The organism is Thermodesulfobacteriota bacterium, assembly GCA_040753795.1.
GTDB lineage: Bacteria > Desulfobacterota > Desulfobacteria > Desulfobacterales > Desulfosudaceae > JBFMDX01.
Genome location: JBFMDX010000002.1, coordinates 299437 through 326053 on the forward strand (window position 1 = coordinate 299437; position 26617 = coordinate 326053).

General features: G+C 56.5%; 22 protein-coding genes. 13 read left to right on the forward strand and 9 right to left on the reverse strand.

Annotation, left to right across the window (positions count from 1 at the left end):
* The first annotated feature begins 2 nt into the window (after positions 1–2).
* From AB1724_04030 to AB1724_04045, 4 genes are all read left to right on the forward strand, one after another.
* The gene (locus tag AB1724_04030; GenBank protein ID MEW6076961.1) at positions 3–1463 is read left to right on the forward strand and encodes a sigma-54 dependent transcriptional regulator; all 1461 of its coding nucleotides are present in this window, start codon (positions 3–5) and stop codon (positions 1461–1463) included.
* Positions 1464–1792: 329 nt separating this feature from the next.
* The gene (locus tag AB1724_04035; GenBank protein MEW6076962.1) at positions 1793–2368 is read left to right on the forward strand and encodes a hypothetical protein; all 576 of its coding nucleotides are present in this window, start codon (positions 1793–1795) and stop codon (positions 2366–2368) included.
* Between the two features lie 54 nt (positions 2369–2422).
* Positions 2423–3778 (forward strand): NADP-specific glutamate dehydrogenase, encoded by a 1356-nt coding sequence (gene gdhA, locus AB1724_04040; protein MEW6076963.1) that lies wholly within the window; start codon positions 2423–2425, stop codon positions 3776–3778.
* Between the two features lie 184 nt (positions 3779–3962).
* A complete protein-coding gene (locus tag AB1724_04045; protein ID MEW6076964.1) occupies positions 3963–5774 on the forward strand; it encodes a tetratricopeptide repeat protein in 1812 nt (603 codons plus the stop codon).
* 10 nt (positions 5775–5784) lie between these two features.
* Here the strand turns inward: AB1724_04045 and AB1724_04050 are convergent, their stop codons facing one another.
* Genes AB1724_04050 through AB1724_04060 form a run of 3 tightly spaced genes read right to left on the reverse strand, consistent with a single transcriptional unit; the run spans position 5785 to position 10105 of the window.
* On the reverse strand, positions 5785–6783 hold the full coding sequence (locus tag AB1724_04050; GenBank protein ID MEW6076965.1) for an SDR family oxidoreductase: 999 nt from the start codon (positions 6781–6783) through the stop codon (positions 5785–5787).
* 11 nt (positions 6784–6794) lie between these two features.
* On the reverse strand, positions 6795–8630 hold the full coding sequence (locus AB1724_04055) for a DUF748 domain-containing protein (protein ID MEW6076966.1): 1836 nt from the start codon (positions 8628–8630) through the stop codon (positions 6795–6797).
* Entirely contained in the window at positions 8627–10105 is a 1479-nt protein-coding gene (locus AB1724_04060; protein ID MEW6076967.1) for a CoA-binding protein, read from the reverse strand. The genes AB1724_04055 and AB1724_04060 overlap by 4 nt, the downstream gene beginning before the upstream one ends.
* A 195-nt stretch (positions 10106–10300) precedes the next feature.
* On the opposite strand from AB1724_04060, the gene AB1724_04065 reads away from it, so the two are divergent.
* The 4 genes from AB1724_04065 to AB1724_04080 all read left to right on the forward strand — a co-directional run bounded on the left by AB1724_04065 (position 10301) and on the right by AB1724_04080 (position 12899).
* Positions 10301–11011 (forward strand): PilZ domain-containing protein, encoded by a 711-nt coding sequence (locus AB1724_04065; GenBank protein ID MEW6076968.1) that lies wholly within the window; start codon positions 10301–10303, stop codon positions 11009–11011.
* A 382-nt stretch (positions 11012–11393) separates the two neighbouring features.
* Positions 11394–11672, forward strand: coding sequence for a type II toxin-antitoxin system prevent-host-death family antitoxin (locus tag AB1724_04070; GenBank protein ID MEW6076969.1), 279 nt, complete (start codon positions 11394–11396; stop codon positions 11670–11672).
* Positions 11665–11961 (forward strand): Txe/YoeB family addiction module toxin, encoded by a 297-nt coding sequence (locus AB1724_04075; protein MEW6076970.1) that lies wholly within the window; start codon positions 11665–11667, stop codon positions 11959–11961. Before AB1724_04070 ends, AB1724_04075 begins: the two co-directional genes overlap by 8 nt.
* An 80-nt stretch (positions 11962–12041) precedes the next feature.
* Positions 12042–12899, forward strand: coding sequence for an alpha/beta hydrolase (locus tag AB1724_04080; GenBank protein MEW6076971.1), 858 nt, complete (start codon positions 12042–12044; stop codon positions 12897–12899).
* A gap of 109 nt (positions 12900–13008) precedes the next feature.
* Here the strand turns inward: AB1724_04080 and AB1724_04085 are convergent, their stop codons facing one another.
* The 4 genes from AB1724_04085 to AB1724_04100 form a co-directional block, all read right to left on the reverse strand.
* Entirely contained in the window at positions 13009–13719 is a 711-nt protein-coding gene (locus AB1724_04085) for a vitamin B12 dependent-methionine synthase activation domain-containing protein (GenBank protein ID MEW6076972.1), read from the reverse strand.
* 73 nt (positions 13720–13792) lie between these two features.
* Complete coding sequence (locus tag AB1724_04090) at positions 13793–14902, reverse strand: uroporphyrinogen decarboxylase family protein (protein ID MEW6076973.1); 1110 nt, start codon at positions 14900–14902, stop codon at positions 13793–13795.
* A complete protein-coding gene (locus AB1724_04095; protein MEW6076974.1) occupies positions 14899–15570 on the reverse strand; it encodes a cobalamin-dependent protein in 672 nt (223 codons plus the stop codon). The genes AB1724_04090 and AB1724_04095 overlap by 4 nt, the downstream gene beginning before the upstream one ends.
* A gap of 55 nt (positions 15571–15625) precedes the next feature.
* The gene (locus tag AB1724_04100) at positions 15626–16333 is read right to left on the reverse strand and encodes a TetR/AcrR family transcriptional regulator (GenBank protein MEW6076975.1); all 708 of its coding nucleotides are present in this window, start codon (positions 16331–16333) and stop codon (positions 15626–15628) included.
* A 218-nt stretch (positions 16334–16551) separates the two neighbouring features.
* Here AB1724_04100 and AB1724_04105 point away from each other — a divergent pair, with 218 nt between their 5' ends.
* Both AB1724_04105 and AB1724_04110 read left to right on the forward strand, forming a co-directional pair.
* Positions 16552–17397, forward strand: a complete 846-nt coding sequence (locus tag AB1724_04105) for an SDR family oxidoreductase (GenBank protein MEW6076976.1) — start codon at positions 16552–16554, stop codon at positions 17395–17397.
* Positions 17394–18263, forward strand: coding sequence for a nitroreductase family protein (locus AB1724_04110; GenBank protein ID MEW6076977.1), 870 nt, complete (start codon positions 17394–17396; stop codon positions 18261–18263). The genes AB1724_04105 and AB1724_04110 overlap by 4 nt, the downstream gene beginning before the upstream one ends.
* A gap of 12 nt (positions 18264–18275) precedes the next feature.
* Here AB1724_04110 and AB1724_04115 read toward each other — a convergent pair whose 3' ends face one another.
* Positions 18276–22001, reverse strand: a complete 3726-nt coding sequence (locus AB1724_04115) for a PAS domain S-box protein (GenBank protein ID MEW6076978.1) — start codon at positions 21999–22001, stop codon at positions 18276–18278.
* A 154-nt stretch (positions 22002–22155) separates the two neighbouring features.
* Between AB1724_04115 and selD the strand changes: the two genes are divergently transcribed.
* Positions 22156–23205: a selenide, water dikinase SelD gene (gene selD / locus AB1724_04120; protein ID MEW6076979.1), complete on the forward strand. Its 1050-nt coding sequence runs from the start codon at positions 22156–22158 to the stop codon at positions 23203–23205.
* Positions 23206–23209: 4 nt separating this feature from the next.
* On the forward strand, positions 23210–24226 hold the full coding sequence (locus tag AB1724_04125; GenBank protein MEW6076980.1) for an enoyl-CoA hydratase/isomerase family protein: 1017 nt from the start codon (positions 23210–23212) through the stop codon (positions 24224–24226).
* A 6-nt stretch (positions 24227–24232) separates the two neighbouring features.
* Here AB1724_04125 and AB1724_04130 read toward each other — a convergent pair whose 3' ends face one another.
* A complete protein-coding gene (locus tag AB1724_04130; protein ID MEW6076981.1) occupies positions 24233–24574 on the reverse strand; it encodes a hypothetical protein in 342 nt (113 codons plus the stop codon).
* 70 nt (positions 24575–24644) lie between these two features.
* Here AB1724_04130 and AB1724_04135 point away from each other — a divergent pair, with 70 nt between their 5' ends.
* Positions 24645–26606, forward strand: coding sequence for a penicillin-binding protein 1A (locus tag AB1724_04135; GenBank protein ID MEW6076982.1), 1962 nt, complete (start codon positions 24645–24647; stop codon positions 26604–26606).
* Positions 26607–26617 lie beyond the last annotated feature (11 nt).

A 26617-nucleotide genomic window follows, 5' to 3' on the forward strand; every position in this document is an offset into this window, starting at 1 on the left:
ACATGGAAAAAATACTGATCATAGATGACGATGAGGGGCTGGTTCATTTTTTAAGCCGGTTTTTTCAGCGCAAGGGATTTGACGTGACCGTCTGCCTGACCGGGCAGGAGGCCTTGAACACCATCTCTCAGAACGGTTTTGACCTGATTCTCCTGGATTATAAAATGCCTGATTTTAACGGGCTGGATGTCCTGTCGGAAATCCGGCGAATCGAGGTAAAAACGCCCGTCATCCTGATGACCGCCTACGGAACCACCGAACTGGCCATAGAAACCATGAAGCACGGCGCCTACGACTACCTGACCAAACCGTTTGACCGCCAGGATCTGTCCCGCATCGTCACCGACGCCTTGTGCGTCAACCGTCAGGTGAAGGAGCGGGTTCTGATTTCAGCCGGATGCGCGGACACGATCGACCCGGCCGACGGGAAAACGATCCGGATGGTGGGCCACGGCAAAAAGATGCAGGAGGTATTCAAGCTGATCGGACAGGTGGCGCCCAATGATGTGTCGGTTCTGATCACCGGCGAAAGCGGCACCGGCAAGGAACTGGTGGCCAGGGCTATTTACCACCACAGCCGCCGCAGCGACAAGCCGTTTATTACGGTCAACTGCGGCGCCATTCCGGAAGCCCTGTTTGAAAGCGAACTGTTCGGGCACGAAAGAGGTGCGTTCACCGGAGCGGACCGGACCTATATCGGCAAGCTGGAGCGATGCGATCAGGGCACCCTTTTCCTGGATGAAATCGGCGAGATGGCACCGTCGGCACAGGTCAAGCTGCTGCGGGCCCTGCAGGAGGGCGAAATCGAACGGGTCGGCGGCTCTCATCCCGTCCGGGTGAATGTGCGTGTTATCGCCGCCACCAACAAAAACCTGGAAAAGGAAATCGAGGCCGGCCGGTTTCGCAAGGACCTGTACTGGCGGCTCAAGGTCATTACCATGGAACTGCCCCCGCTCCGACAGCGGCAGGAGGATATTCCCCATCTGGCCGACTATTTTCTGCTGCGGTTCTGCGCCGAATACAAGCGGCCTTCCTGCTATCTGTCCGAATCCGCTTTGAACAAGTTGATGGCTTACACCTGGCCGGGCAATGTGCGCGAGCTTGAAAACTGCATCCGCCGGGCCGTGCTGCTGGCCGCCGGGGATGTAATTCCCGAAAGCAATCTGATGATTCCCGACGCCGAGGCGGAGCCGATGCCGGAGGAAACAACCTCCGGACAACTCATGGCCCGGCTGAAGGATCAGATTGAAGAAATTTTCCCGCTGCTGCTTCGCCTGCCCGGACAGAATATTTACGCCGATATCATTGATCTGGTCGAAACTACCCTGATGGCCAGGGCCATGGATGCCTGTGAGGGCAATCAGGTCCAGGCCGCCGCCATGCTGGGCATCAGCCGCAATACCCTGCGCAGCCGGCTGAAAAAGCAGCAGGATGAACCAGAAAGAAGCGGCGGCGCCGATTGACGGCCGGCCTGTTCAACACGTGACCAGGCTGTTCATGTTCTGAACAGCCTCTCTGAATCCCATTGAATCAAGGGTTTATCTCCCTGATTCGGCCCCGGCCTTTCCGGCCGGATGTCTGTTTTTAACCTTTTTCCCCGTTTCATTTTTGCCTTCCGCAATGAATCCCGTTGTTTTAATTAGAAGTAAATTAAATATGTTGGTCAGCATTTACTCGATAATTTCACTTCCGCTATCAGCCGGCACGAGACTTGCTCCTGCAAGTGAACCAGAGCCCGCCCCGTAAAGAGGGCCGGGTAAAGATAAACAGTATTTATAAGGAGGCTGTCCCCATGAAGAACAATCCCATCCACGATATGGACGTGACGTTTTCGGTAACCCGAGCGCTGGCGCAGAAAAGCGCGGGCATAAACCAGGAAGGCCTGCTGGCTTCCGAACGGATTGACGAAATCATGATGATGTGCGACCGGCAGCAGCCTGTATATGAGCAGATCAGCAGCTTCAGCGTCGCGCTTTACACCCTTGGGTTTTTTGACTGTCCGGACCTGATGTCGTTTGAGGATGTGGATGCCCATGAGGCAGCCGCGATTCTCAGGGAGCATTTCACCGAAATCCGGTCGGCGGCCCTGCCGGCCGATTACCGGATCACCGAATCCGGTGAAAGATACCTGCTGGTCGTGGGGGATCCGCTTCTTCCCGTTCATTTCGCGGCCCTGGTGGACGCGCGGAGCGACAGGCCATTTTTTTCAAAGCTGCCTTTTTTCGGCAGCGGGTTTGACAGCCTGAAAGAACTGACCGAGGCGTTTTCTCCGACGGACGGGGTATCACCCGATGACTTTCATTATTTTAAAAGAGTCTGGCACGGCAGGATACCGCCGGAAGCTGTCGGCAAAATATTTATTGTGTAAAAGAAGCGGCGGGTATTTTTTAAAACCTCTTAATTTAGAAGGAGAGTACAAGGCATGTCAGTTATCACCAGCGTCATTGAGAAGGTCAAGCGTCTGGATCCCGATCAGAAGGAGTTTCACCAGGCCGTAACCGAGGTTATGGAAACCCTGGAACCAACTACTGAGCGCCATCCTGAATTTGTCAAAAATAAAATTTATGAACGCATTATCGAGCCGGAGCGGGCGGTCACATTCCGGGTTCCCTGGGTGGACGACAGGGGAGAAGTCCAGGTCAACCGGGGTTTCCGGGTGCAGTTCAATAACGCCATCGGACCTTTCAAGGGAGGCCTTCGTTTTCATCCTTCCGTCAATCTGGGCATCATCAAGTTTCTGGGTTTTGAACAGATTTTCAAAAACTCCCTGACCACCCTGGCCATGGGCGGCGGCAAGGGCGGATCGGATTTTGATCCCAAGGGAAAAAGCGACGGGGAAATCATGCGGTTCTGCCAGGCCTTTATGCGGGAGTTGTTCCGGCATATCGGTCCGGAGACGGATGTGCCGGCCGGTGATATCGGCGTGGGCGGTCGTGAAATCGGTTATCTGTATGGCTATTATAAAAAGATCCGCAACGAGCATACCGGCGTGCTGACCGGCAAGGGGCTGGAATACGGCGGCAGCCTGATCCGGCCCGAGGCCACCGGGTACGGAACCGTTTACTTTGCAGCGGAAATGATGGCTACCCGGGGGATGGATTTCAAGGGCAAGGTCGTCGCGGTCAGCGGCGCCGGCAATGTGGCCCAGTTCGCCATCGAAAAGGTCAACCAGATGGGCGGACGGGTCATTTCGGCCTGTGATTCAAACGCCACCGTTATCGACGAAAAGGGCATCGACGACGACAAGTGCTGCTATCTTATGGAATTAAAGAATGTGCGGCGTGGCCGGGTCAGCGAATATGCCGGTAAATACAAAACCGTTTGTTTTGAAGGGAAAAACGTCTGGGATGTGATCCGGGAACAGGGCATCAAGGTGGATATCGCCCTGCCTTGCGCCACCCAGAATGAGATCGACGGCGCCAATGCCGAGGCCCTGGTCAAGAACGGCTGCTTCTGCGTGGCCGAGGGCGCCAACATGCCCTCTTCTCCGGAAGCGGTCCGGGTATTTCAGAACCATAATATCCTTTACGGGCCGGGCAAGGCGGCCAATGCCGGCGGCGTGGCGACTTCGGGCCTGGAGATGAGCCAGAACAGCTCCAAACTTTCCTGGACCCGGGAAGAGGTGGATCACCGGCTGCTGCTGATCATGAAAGGTATTCACAAGTCCTGCCTGGATGCGGCCGAAGCATACGGCAGAAAGGGTGACTATGTCACCGGCGCCAATATCGCGGGATTTGTCAAGGTGGCCAGAGCCATGATGGCCTTTGGTATCGTGTAACCGTTACGTTCCTGACTGCTGATACAATAAAGAGGGGGCCGGCTCCGGAAGGAGGCCGGCCCCCTCTTTATTGTTTTCGGTCCGGATGTTTCAATCGTGGCGCCCTGGCCGCAAAGCGTCCCGGGGTTGATCCGCCAAGGCCGATTTGTTATGGTATAAAAAAAATGGGGGGGGCGGCGAACGCTTGGAAACAGGGAAGACCAGACGTTATCTTATTGCCTGCATTGTCGTTACTCTTTTCACCCTGCTGCCCGTGGTTCGCAACGGTTTTGTCAACTGGGACGACAACCTGTATGTGTATGAGAATCCGGCCATCCGGACGTTGTCGCCGGCGCAGGTTAAATCGTTTTTCACCTCATTCTACGCCGCCAATTATCATCCCCTGGTACTGGTTTCCTACGCGGTGGAATACCGCTTTTTCGGGCTTGACCCGAGGCCCTACCACATCACAAACCTCACCCTTCATTTAACTAACTGCGCACTGGTCTTCTGGCTGATTTACCTGATCTCCCGGGGAAATCCGTTCGTTTCCGCCGGCACGGCCCTGCTTTTCGGCATTCATCCCCTGCATGTCGAGCCGGTCGCCTGGATATCCGGGCGCAAGGATGTCCTCTATGCCTTTTTCTTTCTGGCCGCCGCCATCGCTTATATCCGATCCCGCGGCCGTCAAAACGGATCCGTCCGGATGTATGGGCTGTCGCTCGTTTTCTTTCTATGTTCGCTGCTGTCGAAACCCATGGCGGTAACACTCCCCGCCCTGCTGCTGTTGCTTATTGACTGGTATTGGAGCAGGGAGAAACTGTCGGGCGCCGCTTTCCGGCTGATTCCATTTTTTGCCTTTTCGGCAACTGCCATTGCGTTGACGGCCAGGGCCCAGAGCGCTTTTAACGCCCTCCGGTATGACCGGATTCTTAACCTGGCGGATAACGTCATGAACGCGGCCCGGGGACTGGTTTTTTATCTGGCCAAGACGCTTGTCCCGGTCGGACTCTCCTGCCGCTACCCGCCGCTGGATGAAATCGGCGGTATGCTTTCCCCGGTGCTGGCGGCGGCCGTCCCGATACTGGCGCTGCTGACGGTGATCGTGTGGGTTGGCGGCCGATATAACCGCAATATCGTGTTCGGCGCCATTTTTTTTCTGGTGACGATTCTGCCGGTGCTGCAGCTGGTGCCGGTGGGCCGGGCTCTGCCGGCGGACCGCTATACTTATCTGCCTCTTATCGGGCTCTTTTATATCGCCGCGGAGGGGGTTGGCCGTCTGCTGGCAACCGTCAGCAGAGGCCGCGTGGCCCTGAAGCTCGGGCTCCTTGCGGGACTGATAACGCTTTCCGTCATGTCCTGGAACCAGACGAGGGTCTGGAAGGACAGCATCACGCTCTGGAGCCATGTCCTCCAACATTATGACAATTTGTCCACCGCCTATTATAACCGGGGACTGGCGCACCGGAACCGGGGGGATTATGACAGCGCCCTGGCGGACTATAACCGCGCCATCACCCTGTGCGAGGACTGTGCCGATGTTTACAACAACCGGGCCAATATCTATCTGATAAGAAAACAATACGAAGCGGCCTTAAAAGACTATTCGCTGGCCATTCAACTGATGAGCGAAGAACCGGCCAATGAGATACGCAACCGGGACCTGGCCAGGGTCTATACCAATCGGGGGATACTCTTCCTGCAGCAGAAGTCGTATGACCTGGCAGTGTCGGATGTCACCGCGGCCGTCAGGCTCGTCCCGGATTTCCCGGAGGCCTACGGCCATCGGGCCAAAGCCCACGCGGCCATGGGGCGGTTTGATCTGGCGGCCGCCGACTGCACCCGGCTGATCGGTATGAACGCGCAGGACGCTAAAGCGTTCTACAACCGCGCTTACTGTCATCAAATGATGGGTGATCAACGCCGGGCCCGGGCGGATTTGGACAGGGCCCGGTCGCTGGGGTTGGTGCCGGATCCGCGTGTGGTCGAGACGATTTGCGAGGAGACCCGTCAGTGAAGCCCGCGGCCTATGGCCCCTTTTCTTCTTTCAGAAAACCGTTGTCCCGGTACCAGGCATAGGCGTCGTCCAGCATTTGGGCCAGGGGCGGGATCACGTAATCCAGTTCCCTGATCGCCTTGGAGGAATCAAAAAAGGCTTTGACCGACATGTACCGGGCCATGCCGGGATCCATGTCCGGGGCTGTACCGGTTACGGTGGAAAGCGCCTGCATGAGATGCCCGTAAGCGACCAGTACCCAGCGGGGCAGGGTCAGCCGCGGGGCCGATTTTCCGAAATACCCGGCAATGGCCTGGAACAGTTCCCGGTAGGTTATATTGACGCCGGCGCATACGTACCCTTCACCGGAACGGCCTTTTTTTGCCGCCGCGATATGGGCCCGGGCCACTTCCGTCACATGCCCGAAACTGACACCGCCAGCCGGGCAGCCCGGCACTTTGCCGTCCCGCAAGTCAAAAAACAGCCGGCCATACTGCAGCGTGAAGTCAAAAGGCCCGAGCATGCTCCCGGGATAGATGACGACCGCGTCAAGTCCCCGGCCCATGTAATCCCTCAGGCGTAGCTCGCCTTCGCGTTTGGTGTCGGCGTAATTATACCCGGTGCCGGCGTAATTGTAGGGCTGCCATGTCTCATCGGCAATGCCGTCGGGGTTGTATCCGATGGCGTCGATGGTGCAGGTGTGAACCATTCGCCGGATGCCGTGCCTGAGACAGGCGGCGGCCACGTTCACCGTGCCGTCCACATTGATGGTCCGCTGTCTGGCAAAGTGCTTTTTCCACCAGGAGGTGTCGCCGGCCACGTGAAAAACCACTTCGCATCCGGACACGGCCCGGTCGATGTCATCCGGGACGGTGATGTCGCCGAAGACGACCTCCACCGGAAGGCCCTTGATATAATCGGTCGGGGAGCCGGGCAGGCCGAAGGCCCTGACCCGCCAGCCGTCTTTGACCAGTTCATGCACCAGGTTGGTGCCCAGAAAACCGGTAGCCCCGGTTACCAGACATTTCATGGCAGACCTCGCTATTGAGCGCTGACAAATGTTTCCGGCGTTTCCCCTTGGGCCAGCTGGATTCCCGCGGGAAAAATTTCCAGGTCAAACTTGTCGATGGTGCCGGTATGGAGAAATCCGAGGACAATGGAACCGTTGGACAGATAAAGGGCGCTGCCGGGGGCTATGTCGAGGATGCGCCGGCTCAGCTCCTCGGAAATGATGATCTCTCCCTTTATGTTCAGCGAGTTGTCGCTGAAATTGACCATGCCGTTCAGGACGGCATCAATGCCCGGTCGCTTTTCCGGGGCCAGATTGACGATACGGATGTCGCTGATCCGGGCCTGGTCGTCCTTATACGAGAGTTCGCCGGTGATTTTTTCAAAGGCATGAGGCAGATGACGGTAGCATTCCAGCAGTTTTTCTTTTTCTTTCTGGTTGGCGGCGTTGGCCAGCAGCCGGTTCAAAATATCCTCGATAAAATTGTAGTGGCCCAGCTCAAATCGGCCCATTTCAAATTTGCCACCTGCTTCCAGGATCTGGCTGGTGTTGACCCTGGCCTTAAAATCCATGGTCAGGGGCTCTTGCGGCGGCTTGAAGAAGTAGTCGGCAAAACGGAAGGTCAGGTCTGTCAGATCCATCCGTCCCTCGATGGTGGCGTCCGTCTGGTTTCCCGCCAGCCGCACGTCCATGTCAAGATCCCCGCCGAAGCTGACCTGTTCCGGAAAGGCCCTGAGCAGAAAGGGATAACTGGCGTTCATGGTTTCAATCTTCAAGTCTTCGGTGAAAACCCGGGTATCGACCCGGGGTAGTCCGTTGAGGTTGGTCATTTTTCCGGAAAGAGAAAACCGGTTGCCGTTGATGCAAAGATCAAGACCCTTCATTTCCAGCAGATCGTTTTTCAGGGACAAGGTGATCGGCTCGCGCAGGGTCATATCCATATTGATGGGCTCACCGCTCATGGCGCCGTCGGCGGATTGAAGCACCACCTCGCTCAGCTGCAGGCCCCCGGTCAGGGCCATGCCTGACCAGGCGTCGCCGTTCAGATGATAGCCGATATTGATCAGTCCCGATACCGGCTTGGCCGGAGAGTTCTTAGGGAAGGAGTATCCAAGATAAGGAATGATGGGCAGATCCTTCACGGTCAGATCGCCGTTGATGGGAATCTCTTCGTTTTTCTGATTCAATTCCATGGGCCCGGCTTTTCCAGCCAGAGACATGTTCTGGGCGGAGGCGCCGGGTGACCTGGCCTTAATGTCCAGATTGAACACCTCGCCGATGGTAAAATCGGTGACCAGCACATCCACGTCGTCGACGGTATATTCCACCGGACCGTCCAGGGCGCTGTCGTCATGGACCCGATACTCGCCGTCGGTAACGGTAAGTTTTTTGACGCGCAACCATTTGAGCAGTTTGCTGTCCTGGGCCTCGCTGAGATCATCAAAATTGAAATTGCCTTCCTTGTCGCGGATGATCTGATAGCGGGGGGAGTTGACCGTCATTTCGTCGACAAAGACCTGGCCGACCAGAAGCATAAGAGGACTGATCCGTACCAGAATGCTTTCCGCGGTCATGAACACCGGGTTGATGCCGGGGTGTGCTTTGAGAAATTTCGCGTTTTCCGTCATCAGGAACCGGTCAATGCGGGCTCCCTGCAGGCCGAACAGAAAGGTGTCCATGGCGCCCACGCGGATGCGTCGAGGCAGATTTTTGGTGATTATCTTTTTTAATATTTCAAGCCGCTTGCGGTTAAGGTAGCTCAGCTTGGCGGGGTCTTCCTTATCGGTCTCCGCCTGAGTCATGTCCGGCAAGGAGCTCAAGGCGATAAAGAGGAAAGAGAACAGCAGGACGACAATGATTTTTTTCATTTTTCGGTCATTTCCATTATCCCGGCGGCATTGCGGATGCCCCGCAGGGCTCTCTCCGCGGAAGGGTAAACGGCTATCCCCTGGCGTTGATACTGACCGGCAACCCGCCTTCGTATCAGCTCCACGTTGACATCTTCCAGCCGGTAGGTCTTGTTTTCCAGGACAACGGCAATGTCTTTGTCCGTGGTGGCTCTGATTTCGGTTAAAATATTCAACAGGCCGGTCAGGTAAGGCTCGGCCGGCGATTCGTCCACCGTCAGCCCGGCGGTTTTCATGAACGCGGCCGGGACCACCTCCAGGGGATGCAGCAGCATGATCAGTAACAGGACATCCACCGGTTCCCGGGTTGTGATTTCCCGGATCATGCCGCCCAGGCCTTCCAGCGGGAACGCCGGCGTACCGGTGTCCAGGGGGTTGACCACGCTGTTTCCCGGGGTGGGAAAATAGGCGGCCAGCCGGCGCCGGGTTTCGTCGCCAAAGGCCGGGATGTCCATCCCCCACCGGTGCGCCAGGTCGGAACTGAACACGCCGATGGCGCCGCCGCCGCCGGCCAGGGCGATGCGTCTGCCCCGCCTTTTAAGGTAGTTTAGGGCGACCAGGGTATCCACCATTTCGTCCAGACCCGTTACCTGAATCGCCCCTGCCTGCGCCAGCGCGCCTTGCCATACTTGCTCCTCGCCCCCCAGGGATCCGGTATGGCTGAGCGTGGCCCGGGCGCCGAGAGGGGTGAGTCCGCCCTTCCAGATGATTACCGGCTTGCGGGCGGATACGGCCCGGACGGTTTCAATGAAGCGGCGCCCGTCCCGAACCCCTTCAAGATAGGCCGCGATAAATCGGGTGTCCCCGTCTTCGGCCAGATATTCCAGAAGCTCCGTGGCTTCAAGATCGCAGCCGTTGCCGTAGGATATGACTTTGCTGATTTTGAGCCCGGCGGCGATGGCTTCGTGGCCAAAGTCATTGGCTATCCCGCCGCTCTGGGAAATCAGGGCGATGGATCCCGGTTCCCGGGAAAAATCGAACCCGGGCAGCAGGGTTATTCCCCCGGCCGGGCAATGGAGGCCAAAGCAGTTGGGGCCGATGACCGGCAGTCCCTGCCCGGCGATAACTTTCATCTTCCGCTGCAGCTCGACCCCGCCAGGTTCACCGGTTTCCGCGAATCCGGAAGTGTGGACCTCGGCGCCGGCGACCCCGTGCTTCAGGCAATCTTCCAGAACACCCGGCACCGCCTCCGCCGGCACTGATATCGAGGCCAGGTCGACGGGTCCGTCCACCTCATCCAGGCTGTGACGTACCCGAAGGCCCAGCACCGACCCTCCCGCCGGCGATACGGGATAGAGCGCCCCTGGATAGCCGTAGGCGACCAGGCTGGTCAGGATCATGTTGGCAAAGGCGCCCGGTTTGGTCACGCCCCCGAACACCGCCAGCCCCCGGGGTGAGAACATGCGGTCCAGCCGGTTCTTCTTTTCTGCGTCCATAGGTTTTCCTGAAAAATTAATGGAGTTTAAGTTATGCGTCGTGGTATTGCAAGGGTCATGTGGGAACGGCAAACAACAAAATCAAAGAGAATGCTGACAATAGCGAACGGATAATATATAATATTAAGGATTAATAATACCGGGAGCCGGACGCTTTGCCGGACGAGGCAATGTAAACCGCGGGAACAGATTGTCATGAATACCAGCGAAATTGTCAGCGGGCAGGAAAAGATAGACATCTTCAGCCAAATGGAGAAAGAGGGGATCATTATTAATGTTCACCTGCGGGGGTCCTGCTTAAAACACCTGGCGGTCATCAAACGGCTGACAACCAAAAAAAAGGAGTGGTATTTTCTGATCGAGTGTCCCCAATCATTCAAGTCCGCCAAGCCTGAAGTTAGTGAGTGGGAGCTGGCTTTCGCTTTTATCGGTGATCAGGGTGTCCCCTATCGGTTCATCACCAGCGGGGGCGGCATGGTCGGCGACCGGGATGTGCTGATTCCGGTTCCGGAATCCATTGAGCGAATTCACCGGAGAAAACATTTTCGCATCAGATGCCACCCGGCGGCACTGCTGAAAGCCAAAACCGACGGGGGTGAGGTGGCGATGAAGATGGTCGATATCAGCCAGGGCGGCTCACTGGTCATGTTCCCGGACAACAAGGGCCGGATGCTGGCCAAGGGACAGATCCTGATGAACATCCGGATCATGCTCCTGCCCGGTGAAAAGGAAGAGGAGTCGCTGCGGGTCGGCCGGGCCGAAGTCCGGAGCGTGTCCCTTGAGCCCAAAAGCGGCCTCTATCATTTCGGGCTGATGTTCGCCGATCTGAACCAGCGGGAAGAAAAAGCCATCAAAGACCGGATTTATGTGGATCAGCGGCAGACGCTGAGAAAAAAATCCATGTAATTTTATATGTGTCCTTTTCTTTGGCGCAAAGAAAAGGACCAAAAAAAACATTGCCCGACAGCGCGGCTTCCCTCGCGCGGCCGCTTTTTTCGGCGCGGGCAGAAACTCGCTTGGGGATTTTTTTCATAACCGGGTTTCCGGTTTTATTACTTCCTCACTTTATTGTGCTTCATCAGAGCTCGGCGCTCAAACAGTCTGCCCCCTTTCTCCGAAAAAACCAACCGCGCTCGGCAGCGCTGTAACGGGCGGGGGAGCACCATCCCGTCTCCCACTTTCGGAACCCCCGCTGGGCGGTGATTCCTCCGCGCATCAACGCTGACGTTATTGACAAACTTGTTCAGAACATGTACTGTTATCGTGTACATAAAATCAGGAGATAATCATGGCAATTCAAACAACATATACTCAAGCCCGGGCAGGCCTGGCTTCTTTATTGGATGCCGTCACCGAAAACCGGGAAGTCGTAATTATCCAGCGACGTGGTCGTGAAGATGTGGCCATGATAACCGCTGACGAGTTGGCTGGTGTGCTCGAAACAGCGCACCTTCTCCGGTCACCCCGAAACGCAAAAAGACTGCTTACAGCGCTTGAAAGAGTCCGTAAAGGATCAGGTTCCCCTCAAAAGATTGATGACCTTCGAAAAGAGGTCGGCTTTGAGTAAGAAGGAGAGAACCCCATCTGGTACTAAACAACTGAAAGAATCTGTATTCCAACCAGAATTCAGAGAGGATCTGCGGTACTGGGTGGAGACTGATCGCAAGACAGCTCTTCGAGTTTTTCAACTGATCGAGGCGATTATGCGAGACCCCTTTCAGGGTATTGGTAAGCCTGAACCGCTTAAGTTTTTAGGCGCTGGTGTCTGGTCTCGTCGGATAACGCAGGAACATCGGCTGGTTTATGTCGTTGAACATGATAAAGTCGATTTTGTGCAAGCACGTTATCATTATTGAAAATCAACAAGCCGTCAACCTATCGTCTTCTGAGAACAAAAGGATATAATAAAAAAACCAATCAAGGCGGGAAGAACACCATGCCGTTTTTAAACAGAGACAACGCATCCATATATTATGAGGATACCGGGGCTGGTGAGCCGGTGGTGGCCGTTCACGGCCTGATCGAAAACACCGCCTACTGGAACCTTTCCGGGATAACCGGCCGGCTGACAATGGCCGGGTATCGGGTGGCGGCCATGGACATGCGCGGCCATGGCCGCACCGTGACGGCGGGCGAACCGGCCGGTGATGACGCCGAAACCGTGGCCGCGGATTTTGAAGCACTGGCCGATCATCTCGGCCTGGGCCGCTTTTACCTGCTGACCCATTCTACCGGCGGTTTCGCGGCCTCCCGCTGGGCCATGAACAACAGCGCCCGTCTGGCCGGGCTGATCCTGACCAACACCAGTTCGGCCACCAGCCCGTTCCCGGGCACAAAGGAGCAACGGGATCAGTTCTATGAAAAGTTTGCCGCCAGTTTTGAAAAACAGACCTGGGAACAGATCATAGAATACGTCAAGCGCAAGCCCTTTCCCTTTTTCCGGGGGATCGCCGAGACGACGGACAACGCCGTCATGTGGGACAAGGCTTTTGAGATGATCCGTATCGGCGACCGGAACCGTATCGCCGCTTTTGTCCGGTCTTTTTACCGGGACCCGGACATGATGGTGGCGGGATTGAAAAAGATTGCCTGCCCGGTGCTGATCATTGTCGGGGAAAAGGACGATCTGTTTATCGAACCGTCCCGGATCATGGCGCAACATATCCCCGACTGCCGCTATGTGATGTTTGAAGACATCGGCCATATGACCGCCATCGAGGCCCCGGACCGCCTGGCGGACGAACTGCTCCGCTTTCTGACCGCCCACCCGGTGAACCGGGCAGACACTGCCTGACTCAACCCGCCGTCGATTCCGGGACGATGCCGCGTTTTACATTCCCTTGAGCCAGCGAATCCTTGAGCCCTCAGCCTTCGCACTGAAGTCAATGAAAGCCCAAAGATTTTTATCGGTTGCCGCCGGCTTCATAAGGTGAGCGCCGGTGGGCGCACTCCCTGACGCAGAGATAGCAGGGGCTGACGGTGGGCATGGTTTTGGCCGCGATGATCGCCCCGCTCACTGATTTGCGGGGAATCATCAACCCTGTAGACGATACGTGAATGCCAATGGTTCCCGGCCTAAGGAAAGGGATAAGGGCCTCCTGCCCTTCTTTCAGGGGCCAATCGCAGTAGCCCGGGCTGAACCGGGCGCTGGATTGCCATCCCTTGTCCCTGTAATAACGCCCCACCTCCTGCTGGATTCGGTCGGCATACATCTCGGCCAGCACGGAAGCCGCGGCGTCGAGCATCAGCGCCTTGAGCATGGCGGCTTTGCCCAGTTCTCTGATCCGGTCGTCGATGGCGCCGCCCAGGGTGACCGCGAAACAGCAGAGCTCGCGGATGTCTATCATGCGGGCAGCCAGCCGCGTCCAGTTGACGGTTTCCAGTCTCAGGCCGTTTCCGTTTATGGCGGTTTTTTCCAGGCCGGAAAAATCCGTTGCCCGACACATCGATTCCACCCGGGCAAGCCGGAGGCATTCTTCGATGCCCTCTTTTATCTGAGCAGAGATATGATCGCTGACCGCCTCCGGGCCGGGGTATCCCAGGTGACGGATGGCACCGGTCAGGATATCCCTGGCCAGGGGAGGCGTCAGTTTGAGCGAAATGTTATTTGCCATTGTAGTAGCCGTATTTGACAACCGCCTGAACCATCGCCCGGATGGTTTCCGCTTTCGCGTTGGGCGGGATCTCTCAGCCGCCGGCCAGGATGAAGCCGCCTCCCCGGCCGACCTCCTCGATCAGGCGGTGGCAGTACTCCTCCACCTCGGCGACCGTGCCGGTGACCAGCTTGGCAGCCGGTACGTCGCCGAAGATACACATGTGGTCGCCGATCTCCTGCTTGGCCGCGAAAATATCGGTCAGCCCGTCCAGCTGGATAATGATTTTTTTAGCGGGCAGGCGGCGCAGGGTTTTGAGATTTTTCAGCCAGTCGCCGTCGCAGTGCAGAATGGGCGTCAGGCCGGCGTCGATGACGCGGTTGACGATGATTTCCAGGCTGGGAAAAGCCAGTTCGGTGAACTGCTTGGGAGAGATAAAGCTGTTGGAGGTGCGGTGGCAGTAACACTGAACCGTGGGCACCCCGGTAAGCTTACAGAACAAAATAGCGGAATCAGCAAAGTTGCGGGCCAGATGGGTGGCGGCCCGGCCGATTTTTTCCGGCCGCTTGAACAGGTCGGCAGAAAAGTTGATGACGTTGCGGGCCTGGGAAAAAGTGTCAAAGGGCATTTCCGCCTGGTAGCCGATCTGGACGACGGCCCCCTGGCTGCGCCACCATTTGAAATCACTGCGCCAGAACAGCATCTGGCCGATGAGTCCTCTGGCCATCATGGCGAGTATGGCCGGCATTCCTTTGCCCTGGGCTTCCTGGCTGAACCGGGGCAGCATGCGCAGCCGGAAGAGCATGTCCGCCAGCAGCGGCGAGGACTGGATCGCCCGGTCATAATCTTCGGGCTCCATGTACTGAATCTCGTCGATCTTGGACATGGCGTTTTCTTCCAGTTCGATGCCGGGCCAGAGTTCCCGCATCATCATTACATAATTATACAGCAGTCGGGAGTAAGGGTTGATGTTGTAATAGATGTCCCAGGGACCGATCTCCTCCCAGACCTGTTTCATCACTCTTTTATATGTCGTCTGATCGCTCATGTACTGACTCATTTTGACCCCGGCGTGAATCGGGGCGTAATAGTAGAGCATCAGGGACAGGGGCACCCTGTCCGGTTTTTCCAGGCGGACCACGGCGTCAAACCGCTGCTGGGCCGTCATGGTGTCCCGGGGGTAGAGCTTTCTGGCTGTGTTCATGCAACGCCTCCTTTTATCTCCCCGTCGGTCAGGTTTTTGAGAATGGTGATGCCTTCGTAGGCGTCCCGGGTTTGAAAATCAACGCCCAGTTTCTGAATCAGGCTTTGTTCGGTGGCGCCGCCGCCGAGGATAATGCGGGTGTTTTTTCTCAGTCCTTTTTTCTCCATAAGGGAAACGATCTGTTCAATGGTGCCGAAGGTAGTCGTCAGCAGAGAAGAGAGGCCCAGAATGGGGGCGCCGGTCTTCTCCAGGCTGGCGATGAAGGCTTCCGGCGGGACGTCCACGCCCAGGTTGTGGACGGCGTACCCGCTGGCTTCGGCCAGAACCGCGAAGATGTCCTTGCCCAGGTCGTGAATATCGCCCTTGGGGGTGCCCAGCACGATCTCGGCAATGGCCGGGCCGCTGTCGCCGGCGTGCATGGCGCTTTTGACCTTGCGGCTGGCGGTCTTGAACATCTCTCCGGCCATGACCAGGTGGGGCAGGTAATATTCTCCCTTTTCGAACTTTTCACCGATCTCGGCCATGGCCGGGGTGCAGGTGTCCAGAAACATCCGGACGGTGACGCCGGCAGCCAGCATGCTGTCCGCCTCCCGGTCAATGGCGTCGATGTCAAAGCCGAGAAATTTTTCCCGGAATGACGTTACGGCCTTTAATTGCTGATCGTTCATGGTACCCTCCAGTTAGTAACCGACGTTGATGAGTGTTTGTACTGATGGTTCAATATTAAAAGGTCTCCTTATGTTTTTGTTTTCCGGCCGATGCCGGTTTCTTCTTTCCCGGCGGCGCTGCCTCAGGTGTTGCCTGCGCGGGTTGCTCCTGTTTCAGCACCAGGTAAAACATGCTGGTGAAAATCCGTTCCAGGGAAATGCGATCTTCCAGGATTGACATGTAAATATGGCCTTCGGTCAGGGAAAGCAGAAGCAGAGATATGGCCGCGCAGTCCGTGGTTTCCGGCAGAAAACCACCCCGGACGGCCTGACCGATAAGTTTTTCCAGAAGGACGAGGACATGCCGGTAATGATCATTGACCCGCCGGGAAAAATTCTCATGGGCGTCGCCGCTGTTGTGCAGGGAGCAGAAGTGGACCAGCTTGTTGAGCCTGTCATTTTTTCTGAATATGTCCAGATAGTTCCATAGCGTTCCGTAGAATTTGTCGATAAACGGTTCGTCCCGTTCCGCCGCTTGGGTCAGCAGCTCGATGTACTGGTTCATGCAGGTGTCGATCAGCTCCGAAAGGAGGGCGGCCTTGTTTTCCCAGTACCAGTAGATGAGCGACTTGCTGACCCCGGCCTCTTCAGCCAGGTCGTCCATGGTGGACTGCTGATATCCTTTGGAGGAAAACAGGTTGATGGCGGCTTCCTTGATCTGGGCGCGCCGCTGCTGCTCCTTTAAATTCCTTCTCAATCCCAGGGTGTGCTTGGTTACGGCCATTTGGTTGCTTTCCACTGATTCTTTATATTGACTGTATGTTCAATATAAGAAAAAATCTGGCTGACTGTCAAGAAAAAAATATTGTTTCGTGAAAAGAGATAACGCAAATAGTGTATTGACAGGCCGGTCCGCCTGTGAGAAAAAAACTAAACAGTCGTAGAAATTTTGTGCAGGGTAAAGCCGGAACTCTTTTGGCGGCGAAAGGCAGGAGGAAGAAGATGAAGCGGTTTCCGGAAAAACGGGTGGTGATCACCGGCGCGGGCAGCGGGTTCGGCCGTGCTCTGGCCCTGGTGTTCGCCGGAAAGCGGTGGCGGGTCGGCGTTTCGGACATCAACGAGCAGCGGGCCGATGAAACGGTCGAACTGGTCAAAAAAGCCGGGGGCTCGGGTAACAAGCGGATCTGTGACGTCACCGACCCGGAGCAGATTGATGCCATGGCGGCCCACTACGTGAAAGAGTGGGGCGGCGTGGATATCGTCGTCAACAACGCCGGCGTGGCCGGCGCCGGGTACATGGAGGAAATCTCCCTTAATCAGTGGAAGTGGATGCTCGACGTGGACCTGATGAGTGTCATTTACGGCTGCCGCACCTTCATTCCCATTCTGGCCGGGCAGGGGAAGGGCCATATCGTCAACATGGCCTCGTCGGCCGGCATCGCCTCCTTTGCCGAGATGAGCTGCTACAACGTGCCCAAGGCCGCCGTCATATCCCTGTCTGAAACCCTGCGCATGGAACTGGCCACGAAAAACATCGGGGTCACGGTGGTGGCGCCGACCTTTTTCAAGACCAACCTCATGGACCAGTTCAAGTCGCCCCGGGAACGGCAGGCCAATATGGCCGGCGCGTTTTTTGAAAAATCAAAAGTGACCGCGGAGGACGTGGCCCGGCACGCCTTCCGCTGCGTGGAGAAGAAAAAATTCTACGCCATCTGTCAGCTGGACGGCAAAGCCATCTGGCTGATGAAGCGGCTTTTTCCGGAAACCTACCTGCGGGTGTCCGGGCTTATTTACAAGACGAAGATTTTTGACCGGTATCTGAACGCCGGCGGGAACGGAATAAAATGATTACTATCCGGAAAACAGCCGACCGGTGCACCGGGTGCATGCTGTGCGTACAGGAGTGCGTGGCCGGCGTCTGGCGGGAAGTGAATGGCGAACCGCAACCGGTCTTTCCCCAGATGTGCAACGCCTGCGGCCATTGCCTGGCGGTCTGCCCGGCCGGGGCTGTTCGCCATTCGCTTCTGGACGAAGCCCGGGTCCGGCGGGTAAACCGCAAGCGGCTCGATCCGGAGGTCTATGCCGAAATCGTGACCTCCCGCCGCAGTATCCGGCGGTTCAAGGACCAGCCGGTGGATCGGGAAACCATCGAAAAGGTCATCGATCTGGCCCGTTTTTCGCCCACGGCCAGCAACACCCAGAACGTGGCCTATACGATCGTGACCGACCGGAAGGTGATGGCGAAGGTCGCGGCTTATGTTTTCGGATTCGGCCTGCGCCTGTGGAAACTGTCTGATTCCGCCGTCGGCAAACTTCTGCTGACGGTTTTTAAGGATACCGGAGTCGCCCGCACCGTCAATCGGTACCTGCGCGCCATGGAATATTATCAGGTCCAGTCCCGGGCCGGCCGGGACTATATCCTGCACAACGCGCCGGTCCTGATCCTGATCAGTACGCCCAAGGGGGCGGCCTTCGGACCGGACAACTGCAATATCGCCGGGACCAACATGATGAATTACGCCCATTCCCTGGGGCTGGGAACCTGTTACATCGGGTTTCTGGTGCTGATGCTCAAGCGCAGCCGCAGGCTTCGTCGGCTGCTGAAGATCCCGGCCGACCGGCGGATTCATGTTTGCCTGGTAATGGGGTATCCCGCCTATACTCACGCCTTTACCGCTTTTCGGAAAAATCCCGCCGTCGAATGGCTGGCGTAAAAAAGGCGTGGGTTAGAGTGTATTTCGCTGGATAACCGCCTTCAGGGTGTCCAGTTTCAGCGGCTTGGCGACATAGTCATCCAGTCCCTGGCCTAAAATCCGCTCCCGGTCTCCGACCATGGCGTTGGCGGTCAGAGCGATCACCGGGACCCGACGGCCACTCTCCCGCTGCATGGCGTGAATCCGTCTGGTGGCCGTAATGCCGTCCATGACCGGCATCTGGATGTCCATGAGCACCAGATCGAATTCCTGTCCGTTAAACGCCTCCACGGCTTCGGCGCCGTTTAAAGCGATGGAAAAGGAGTGCCCCAGCTTTTCTACCATCTGGGCGATGACCTTCAGGCTGATGGGGTTGTCCTCGACGATCAGGATGTTCAGCGGGCTCCGCCGGTCGGGAATGTTCCCCGGTACAGAAACGTTTTCGCGTACCGGCGGTTGCCGGATCTGCTTTTCAAACGGCATGACAAACCAGAAGGTGCTCCCTTTTCCCAACTCGCTGGAAAGGCCGATTTCACCGCCCAAAAGGGCGACCAGCCGTTTGGTGATGGCGAGTCCCAGACCGGTACCGCCATAACGCCGGGTGGTAGAGGCATCCACCTGGGTAAAGGAGTCAAAAATTTTCTGGTGCTGTTCCGCCGGGATGCCGATACCGGTATCCGCTACCGCCAGCATCAGCGTAACGGTCGAGGCGGACATGGTCACGGATGAAATCCTGACCGTGACGGATCCGGCTTTGGTGAATTTGACGGCGTTGTCGCAGAGGTTGATAAGGATCTGGCGCAGTCGGACCGGGTCTCCCCGCAACAGCGTCGGAACATCTTCTTCGATTACGGTATCGAAAACAATCTGCTTGTATTTTGCCCTGGGAAGAATCGCATCCCGCAATTCCCGGCATAATTTTTCCAGGTCAAAGTCAATGATTTCAAGCGTCAGCATGCCGGCTTCGATCTTAGAGAAGTCCAGCACGTCATTGATGATGGCCAGCAGCGCATCAGCGCTGATCTTCAGGCTCTCGACATATTCAAACTGCTCGGCTGACAGCGGTGTTTCCAGCAGCAGTTCGGTCATGCCGATAACGCCGTTCATGGGCGTGCGGATCTCATGGCTCATGTTGGCCAGAAATTCACTCTTGGCCCGGTTGGCCGCTTCGGCCGCTTCCTTGGCCTGGGTCAGGGCCTCTTCGGTTGCTTTCCGCTGGGTGATATCCCTGGTTACGCCAAGAAGATACAGGGGATTGTCGTCCTTATCGAAAAAAATACGACCGACGGTTTCCAGCCATAAAGTTGATCCGTCCTTGCGGCAGCCCTCCAGTTCAAGGGTGATGTATTTAAGAGTGCCGTTTTCGGGTTCTTTGCCTCTGGCCAACTCCGATTCCACTGCCTTTAAAATGATTTCCAGTGATGGCGGGGTAACCAGTTTTTCAAGGGGGGCTTTGACAAATTCTTCCTGGGTATATCCATACATGGGGAAAATGGAGGGTGTGACAAAAAGAAAACGAAACGCCATCGGGTCAAACAGGAAGATGACTTCGCTGATGTTTTCGGCCAGCAGACGATAGCGCTCTTCGCTTTCCCGCAGGGCCTTTTCCGTGTTTTTCCGTTCTGAAATATCTTTGGCCAGGCCCAGAATGGAAACGGGTTTTCCTTCATCGTTCCTGATAAATCGGGAGGAGTTTTCCATCCACAGGGTCGAGCCGTCTTTCCGGTAAACTTCCAGTTCCAGGCTGACGAAACGGTTCGGATCAACGCCGGGGAGGCCGTCTCTTTCCAGTTCATCACGGATGAGCGCCGCGACTTTTTCTAAAGTTCCCCTCGTCATCACTTTGTCCAGGGGAAGCTGCAGAAACTCGTCGTGCGTGTACCCGTGTATCTGTTGCACCGAAGGGGTGGCGTAGGTGTAGTGGAGTGTCTCAATGTCAAGGAGGTAGATCACCTCGCTGATGTTTTCGGCCAGCATGCGATAGCGCTGTTCGCTTTCGCGGAGGGCGGCTTCGGCCTTTTTTCTTTCGGTGATATCCCGGGTAACCCCCACCGTGGCCACTGGTTTGCCCGATTCATCACGGATAGCCCTGGCGCTGGTTTCCACCCAGACGGTTGATCCGTTTTTGCAATAAACTTGCAATTCAAGGGAGATAGGTTTGTCGGCGTCAACGTCCGTTGCAACGTCCCAGGCGATTTTCTCCAGCATGTTTTTCGCGGTTCGTTCAATAGAATCCGGTGTCAGCAGTTTTTCAATGGGCAAAGCCAGCATCTCTTCCGGCGTGTATCCGAACATGTTTTTAACCGAGGGGCTGGCGTAGGTATGACGGAACGTGGCCAGGTCAATAACGAAAATCACTTCGTTGATGTTCTCCGCCAGCATGCGGTATTTTTTTTCGCTTTCGCGCAGGGCGGCTTCGGCCTTTTTGCGTTCCGTGATGTCCCGGGCCACTCCGACAGCGGTGACAATATTTCCGCCCTCATCCCGCATGGGCTTGACGGTGGTTTCCACCCAGATGGTGGATCCGTCCTTGCGATACTGCTCCGTTTCCAGTGATATATACCGGTTTGGATCCACGCCGGGCTGCCCGTCTTTTTCCAGTTCCTGCGCCAGGACCTTGAGGGTCAGTTCAAGAGATGCCGGGGTTATATGCCGGTCCAGGGTCAGACAGATCGCTTCCTCCGGCGAGTAGCCATACATGCGGGTGATGGAAGGACTGACGTACTGGTATCGGAGTTGTTGAATGTCGAGAATAAAAAGCACTTCGCCGATATTATCCGCCAGGAGGCGATATCGTTTTTCGTTTTCCTGTAAAGCGAGTTCCGCTTTTCTTTTTTCCGTAATGTCCCGGGCCACGCCGACGATGGAGACCGGCCGTCCGGTTTCATCCCTCAGAAATTTAACCGAGGTTTCCACCTGAATGACGGAGCCGTCCTTGCGGTACTGCTCCATTTCCAGGGTGAGATGGCGGTTGTGGTCCACTTCGGACTGCTGCGCTTCTCGCTCCAGTTCCTGTTCCAGTATTTTCAGAGACTTATCAAGCGTCGGAGGGGTTAGAATTCTGTCTATGGTAAGTTCGAGTATTTCTTCCGGCGTGAACCCGTGGGTGCGGATGACCGAAGGGCTGATATACGTGTATCGCAGGGAAGCGATATCGACAATATAGAGGACCTCATTGATGTTTTCGGCCAGTATCCGGTAGGGCTCCTCGCTTTCATTCAGTGCCGCTTCCGCTTTCTTGCGATCCGTGATATCCCGGCTTACCCCGATAACCATGGTGGGGCGACCGGTGTTATCGCGCAGTGGCCTGACGGTGGTTTCCACCCAGAACGTCGAGCCGTCTTTGCGAAACTGCTCGGTTTCCAGGGTGATGGAGCGGTTGGGGTCAACGTCGGGCAAGCCGTCTCTCTCCAGCTCACGGGAGATTGTATTAACGACGATATGATAGGATGAAGGCGGCATCAGCCGGTCAAGAGACATCTCGGTCGCTTCCCCGGGAGTGTAGCCATAAGCGCGAGCCACGGACGGGCTGACAAAATTAAACCGCAGGGTTTCAAGGTCGAGAATGAAGATGACCTCATTGATGTTTTCAGCCAGCAGGCGATATTTGTCCGCCTCCTCCCGCAGTCGCGACGTTTCCGCCTGATTGGTGTTGTTCGTTTTTTTCAGGAATTGCTTACCCAGAACAAAAGCGATGGCAGAAGCCAGAAGGAAAGAGAGGGCGATGGCCGCCAAGAAGGCTGTCGGAGAAATGCTCATAACGTTGTGCTTTTGGACCGTTTTATATTATTTTAATTATTATCGTTAAATAAAAAATTTACAACAAAAAATACACATTGTCAGCGTTCTTCTTGACCTTCTTCCGGCATCCAAGATACAACCCCAAAAAGGGGCTTTGACAAGGACCAATGCCATGGGTGAAGCAAAATATATTCGTCTGACCGCGACGGTGACGGGAGCCGGCTGAGCGTCCAAACTGGGTCCGGGGGACCTGGACCGGGCACTCTGCGGATTGATCTTTCCGAGCGACGAAAACGTCCTGGTGGGGCTGGAACGCGCCGATGATGCCGGGGTGTACCGGATTTCCGATGACCTGGCCCTGATCCAGACCGTGGATTTTTTCACGCCCGTGGTGGACGATCCCTACTGGTTCGGTCAGATCGCCGCCGCCAACGCCCTGAGCGATGTCTACGCCATGGGAGGGATTCCCAAGACAGCCATGAATCTGGTGGCTTTTCCGGCCATGGATATGGACATGGCGGTTCTGCGGCAGATCATCCAGGGTGGGATCGACAAACTCAAGGAAGCCGGAGCGGTGCTGATCGGCGGACACAGCATCGAAGACAAAGAGTTAAAGTACGGTCTGTCGGTCACGGGCTTTATCCATCCGTCGCGGGTGCTGACCAAGAAAAACCTGCGGGCGGGCGATCAATTGATCCTGACCAAGGCACTGGGTACCGGTATCATCAATACCGCCATCAAGGGGGGGCTGGCGCCGGCCGAACTGGTCGAACGCGTCTGCCGCCAGATGGCCGAACTCAACCGGGCGGCGGCGCTAACCATGTCCCGGTTTGACGTGGCCGCCTGCACCGATATCAGCGGCTTTGGCCTGCTCGGTCATGCGGCCGAGATGGTCTGCGGCTCCGGCAAAAGCTTCCGGATCAAGGCCGCCGGCGTGCCCGTCATCTCCGAGGCCCTGGAATTCGCCGCCATGGGGCTGATACCGGCGGGCGCGCACCGGAACCGGGAATTCCGCGCGCCCATGATGAATTTCTGTAAAACCGTGCCGCTTTCCCTCCAGGACGTGCTGGTGGATCCCCAGACCTCCGGCGGCCTGCTGATCAGTGTCAGCGGAAAACAGGCGGAGGAGCTGGTATCGGCCCTGAAGCAGGCCGGCGTCGGCGCCGCGGCCCGGATCGGCGAGGTGATCGACAATCCGGAAGAGAAGATATGGGTGGACTAAAAAAATGCAATTCAAATATCTTAAAACGCGTCAGGAAAATGAGACCCTCTGGGCGGAGATCGTCAACCCGCCCTTGAATTTTCTTACGGCCGACATCCTTGCGGAACTGTTCGACTTGGTCCGCAACGTTGAAAAGGACGATACCATCCGCGTCTTTGTGCTCACCGGTGGCATTGATGACACTTATATCATGCACTTTTCTATTCCGGAACTGCGGCAGATCATTCCCGATAACCGGCGGATGCTGCTGAATGTGGCGGTGCGCTTCCGGTTGACCCGCCTGTTGGTGAAGCTTTATCTGGACGGTAACGCCTGGCTGATGGACCGGTCCCGGTGGTATGAGCGCTGGCAGCTGCGGCAGGCCAGACTGCTCCGCGGATACGCTTCGGTCATGTTCCTGTGGATGCAGATGATGCGGACCTATCACGCCATCGAGCGGCTGAACAAGGTGACCATCGCGGCCGTCAACGGCCCCTGCAACGGGGGCGGTACTGAACTGTCCATGTGTTTTGACTTCCGTTTCATGATCGCCGGCCGGGGCTTTACCATCGGCCAGCCCGAAAGCCTGATCGGCATTATTCCCGGCGGCGGGGGAACTCAGCGTTTGCCCCGGCTGGTCGGCCGGGCCAAGGCCCTGGAAATGATGCTGACGGGAAAACAACTCACCCCGGAAGAGGCAAAAACCATAGGCCTGATAACCGATTGCTTCGGGAAGGAAGATTTCCCGGACAAGGTGCAGGCTTTCGCGGATGCCATGAGCAGACGCCCGCCCGTGGCCGTGGCCGCCATCAAACAAGCGGTCCTGTGCGGTCTGGACACGACGCCTGGCCGCGGGATGAACATCGAGATGATCCAGAGCGTCCGCTGCTTCGATACCCGGGACGCGGAAATGGCCATGGCGGCTTATTCGGCCTATCTGGACAGGCAAGTCAATCTGCCGCCGGACAAACGACCGGCACCCGAAGAAATCGTCGATACCCTGCAAAACGCCCGGATTTTCGAGAAGTTTCAGGGCCGGTGAACGGCATTATCCTGCTTTGGCCTTAGTCAGGCCTTCTTTCAGCTTTTCCGTGAGCCGGTCGCTCAACCTCGCAATTTCATCCAGCAGGACGGCAACGCCGTCCTTTCCGTTGGCCGTTGCTTTCTCCCGCCAGTCGGCATAGGTCTGGGCGTGGCTTTCGTTGTGTTTAACCCAGTGTTCAAACATCCGGATCAGCTTTTCCTCAAAAGAAAGCGCCGGGCTGCCGTGCTCATGATCATGATGCCCATGATGATCGTGATCAGGATGATCATGATGATGGTGGGCGTGGGCGGGGTTATGGTCATGGTCGTGATGGCCATGGTGATCGTGATCGTGGTGGCTGCTCATCGGAAATTCTCCTGTTGTTTTTGCGTTATCGTTACCCTATATTCAATAAATTATTTGAGTCAAGGACATTATGGGAAAAGCGCGTCAGCAGGCAAGAAAGAAACGGGTTTCCGTTCTGTGGTTTTTGATTCCGGCGGCGTTTATGGGAACCGCCGCCGGAATATACTTTTCTCTGGCTCACGACCTGCCCCAGATTCGCGCTCTGGAGGACTTTAACCCCTCCGGCGTGACAAGGGTTTACGCCGCCGACAACACCCTTCTGGCGGAACTGTATATTGAAAAAAGGGATCCGATACCTTATGAACAGATACCGCCGATGCTTATTGCCGCTCTGCTGGCCACTGAAGACCATCGTTTTTTTTCCCACAGCGGTATTGACCTTAAAGGGATTTTCCGGGCCGGTATAAGAGACCTTCGCGTCGGAGAATTTGTCGAAGGCGGCAGCACCATTACTCAGCAGCTGGCCAAAACGCTGTTCCTGACCCACAAGAAAGATATTCAGCGCAAGATCAAAGAGGTCATTCTGGCTTTTCAGCTGGAGCGCCGTTACACCAAAGAGCAAATACTGGAACTGTATCTGAACCAGGTGTACCTGGGCAGCGGCGCCTACGGCGTGAAAGCGGCGGCGGAGAAGTTCTTCAACAAACCCCCCGACCAGCTGACGGTCGCCGAGTGCGCCCTGATCGCGGGTATGCCTAAAATGCCGTCCCGGTATTCCCCCCTGGCCAACAAAGATCTGGCCATTGCCCGGCGAAACACGGTTTTGCGTCAAATGCTGCGTTATAACATCATCAGCCGTCAAGAGTACGAAAGCTACAGCCGTGAACCGCTGGTTACCCAGGCTTCCTCCCGGAGCACAACCGGGGCACCGTATTTTATTGAGCATATCAAATCTTTCCTGGAAGACATCGTGGGGGCAGGACCGTTATACCGGGGCCGGCTTTCCGTCTACACCACCCTGTCAGGTTCATTGCAGCAGGCCGCGGAAAACGCGGTCAGCCAGGGGCTGGCGACCCTGGGAGAACGGATGAGCAAAAAGCAGCTGCCCGGGACTCCCCAGGGGGCACTGGTCGCGCTGGATGTGAAAACCGGGGGGGTTCTCGCCATGGTGGGGGGAAAGAATTTCCAGGAGTCACCGTTTAACCGGGCCACCATGGCCAGACGTCAACCCGGATCATCATTCAAGCCGATTCTTTACGCCTATGCCGTCGGACACGGCTTTACGCCGCTGACCCCTATTCTGAACACCCCGGCGGTGTTTCCCGGCGCGACCAAGGACCTGTTCTGGAAACCCGAAAACTTTTCAAAAAAGTATTCCGGTGAAGTGACCCTGCGCGAGGCCCTGGTTCACTCGCAGAACATTCCCGCCGCCCGGGTCATGAACCGTCTGGGACCGGCTCCGGTTGTCGATTTTGCCGCCAAGATGGGCATCTCCTCCCCCCTGGCGCCTTATCTGTCCCTGGCGCTGGGCGCCTCGGAGATCACCCTGCTGGAAATGACCAGCGCTTATGCGGTCTTCCCCCGGATGGGCAGCCTGATCAAACCCTATGGCGTCAACCGCATTGTCGACAGTAAAGGAAGGCTTCTGTGGCAGGCCAAACCGGTTTCAGAAAGAGTAATGCCGGCGGAGGACGCGGCCATAATGACGGATATGCTGCAGGCCGTTATTCAGGAAGGCACCGGCCGGTCGGCCCGAGACATCCCCTGCCCGCTGGCGGGCAAGACCGGCACTACGGACAGTTGCAAGGACGCGCTTTTTATCGGCTATTCAAAAAATATCGCCACCGGAGTGTGGACAGGAACCGATAATTACCTTACATTGGGTCGAGATGAAACCGGGGCCATGGCGGCCCTGCCCATATGGAAATCCTTTATGACGGAAGCGGTGGCCCTGACCGGGTGCGAGGTTTTTGAAACGCCGGAAGGATTAACCCGGGTCTGGTTTGATCCTGATACCGGCGAAAGGCTTCCGGTCGGTGCGGGCGTGTCTGCTTTGATTAAAAAAGAGCCGCCTGCGGATAATATTGAATAGGGAACCATCAT

What these genes read in the sequence shown, in the direction of transcription:
- AB1724_04030 (MEW6076961.1), top strand. Translation starts at nt 3, where the DNA reads ATGGAAAAAATACTGATCATAGATGACGATGAGGGGCTGGTTCATTTT.
- AB1724_04035 (MEW6076962.1), top strand. Translation starts at nt 1,793, where the DNA reads ATGAAGAACAATCCCATCCACGATATGGACGTGACGTTTTCGGTAACC.
- gdhA (MEW6076963.1), top strand. Translation starts at nt 2,423, where the DNA reads ATGTCAGTTATCACCAGCGTCATTGAGAAGGTCAAGCGTCTGGATCCC.
- AB1724_04050 (MEW6076965.1), bottom strand. Translation starts at nt 6,783, where the DNA reads ATGAAATGTCTGGTAACCGGGGCTACCGGTTTTCTGGGCACCAACCTG.
- AB1724_04055 (MEW6076966.1), bottom strand. Translation starts at nt 8,630, where the DNA reads ATGAAAAAAATCATTGTCGTCCTGCTGTTCTCTTTCCTCTTTATCGCC.
- AB1724_04060 (MEW6076967.1), bottom strand. Translation starts at nt 10,105, where the DNA reads ATGGACGCAGAAAAGAAGAACCGGCTGGACCGCATGTTCTCACCCCGG.
- AB1724_04065 (MEW6076968.1), top strand. Translation starts at nt 10,301, where the DNA reads ATGAATACCAGCGAAATTGTCAGCGGGCAGGAAAAGATAGACATCTTC.
- AB1724_04070 (MEW6076969.1), top strand. Translation starts at nt 11,394, where the DNA reads ATGGCAATTCAAACAACATATACTCAAGCCCGGGCAGGCCTGGCTTCT.
- AB1724_04080 (MEW6076971.1), top strand. Translation starts at nt 12,042, where the DNA reads ATGCCGTTTTTAAACAGAGACAACGCATCCATATATTATGAGGATACC.
- AB1724_04085 (MEW6076972.1), bottom strand. Translation starts at nt 13,719, where the DNA reads ATGGCAAATAACATTTCGCTCAAACTGACGCCTCCCCTGGCCAGGGAT.
- AB1724_04090 (MEW6076973.1), bottom strand. Translation starts at nt 14,902, where the DNA reads ATGAACACAGCCAGAAAGCTCTACCCCCGGGACACCATGACGGCCCAG.
- AB1724_04095 (MEW6076974.1), bottom strand. Translation starts at nt 15,570, where the DNA reads ATGAACGATCAGCAATTAAAGGCCGTAACGTCATTCCGGGAAAAATTT.
- AB1724_04100 (MEW6076975.1), bottom strand. Translation starts at nt 16,333, where the DNA reads ATGGCCGTAACCAAGCACACCCTGGGATTGAGAAGGAATTTAAAGGAG.
- AB1724_04105 (MEW6076976.1), top strand. Translation starts at nt 16,552, where the DNA reads ATGAAGCGGTTTCCGGAAAAACGGGTGGTGATCACCGGCGCGGGCAGC.
- AB1724_04110 (MEW6076977.1), top strand. Translation starts at nt 17,394, where the DNA reads ATGATTACTATCCGGAAAACAGCCGACCGGTGCACCGGGTGCATGCTG.
- AB1724_04115 (MEW6076978.1), bottom strand. Translation starts at nt 22,001, where the DNA reads ATGAGCATTTCTCCGACAGCCTTCTTGGCGGCCATCGCCCTCTCTTTC.
- AB1724_04125 (MEW6076980.1), top strand. Translation starts at nt 23,210, where the DNA reads ATGCAATTCAAATATCTTAAAACGCGTCAGGAAAATGAGACCCTCTGG.
- AB1724_04130 (MEW6076981.1), bottom strand. Translation starts at nt 24,574, where the DNA reads ATGAGCAGCCACCACGATCACGATCACCATGGCCATCACGACCATGAC.
- AB1724_04135 (MEW6076982.1), top strand. Translation starts at nt 24,645, where the DNA reads ATGGGAAAAGCGCGTCAGCAGGCAAGAAAGAAACGGGTTTCCGTTCTG.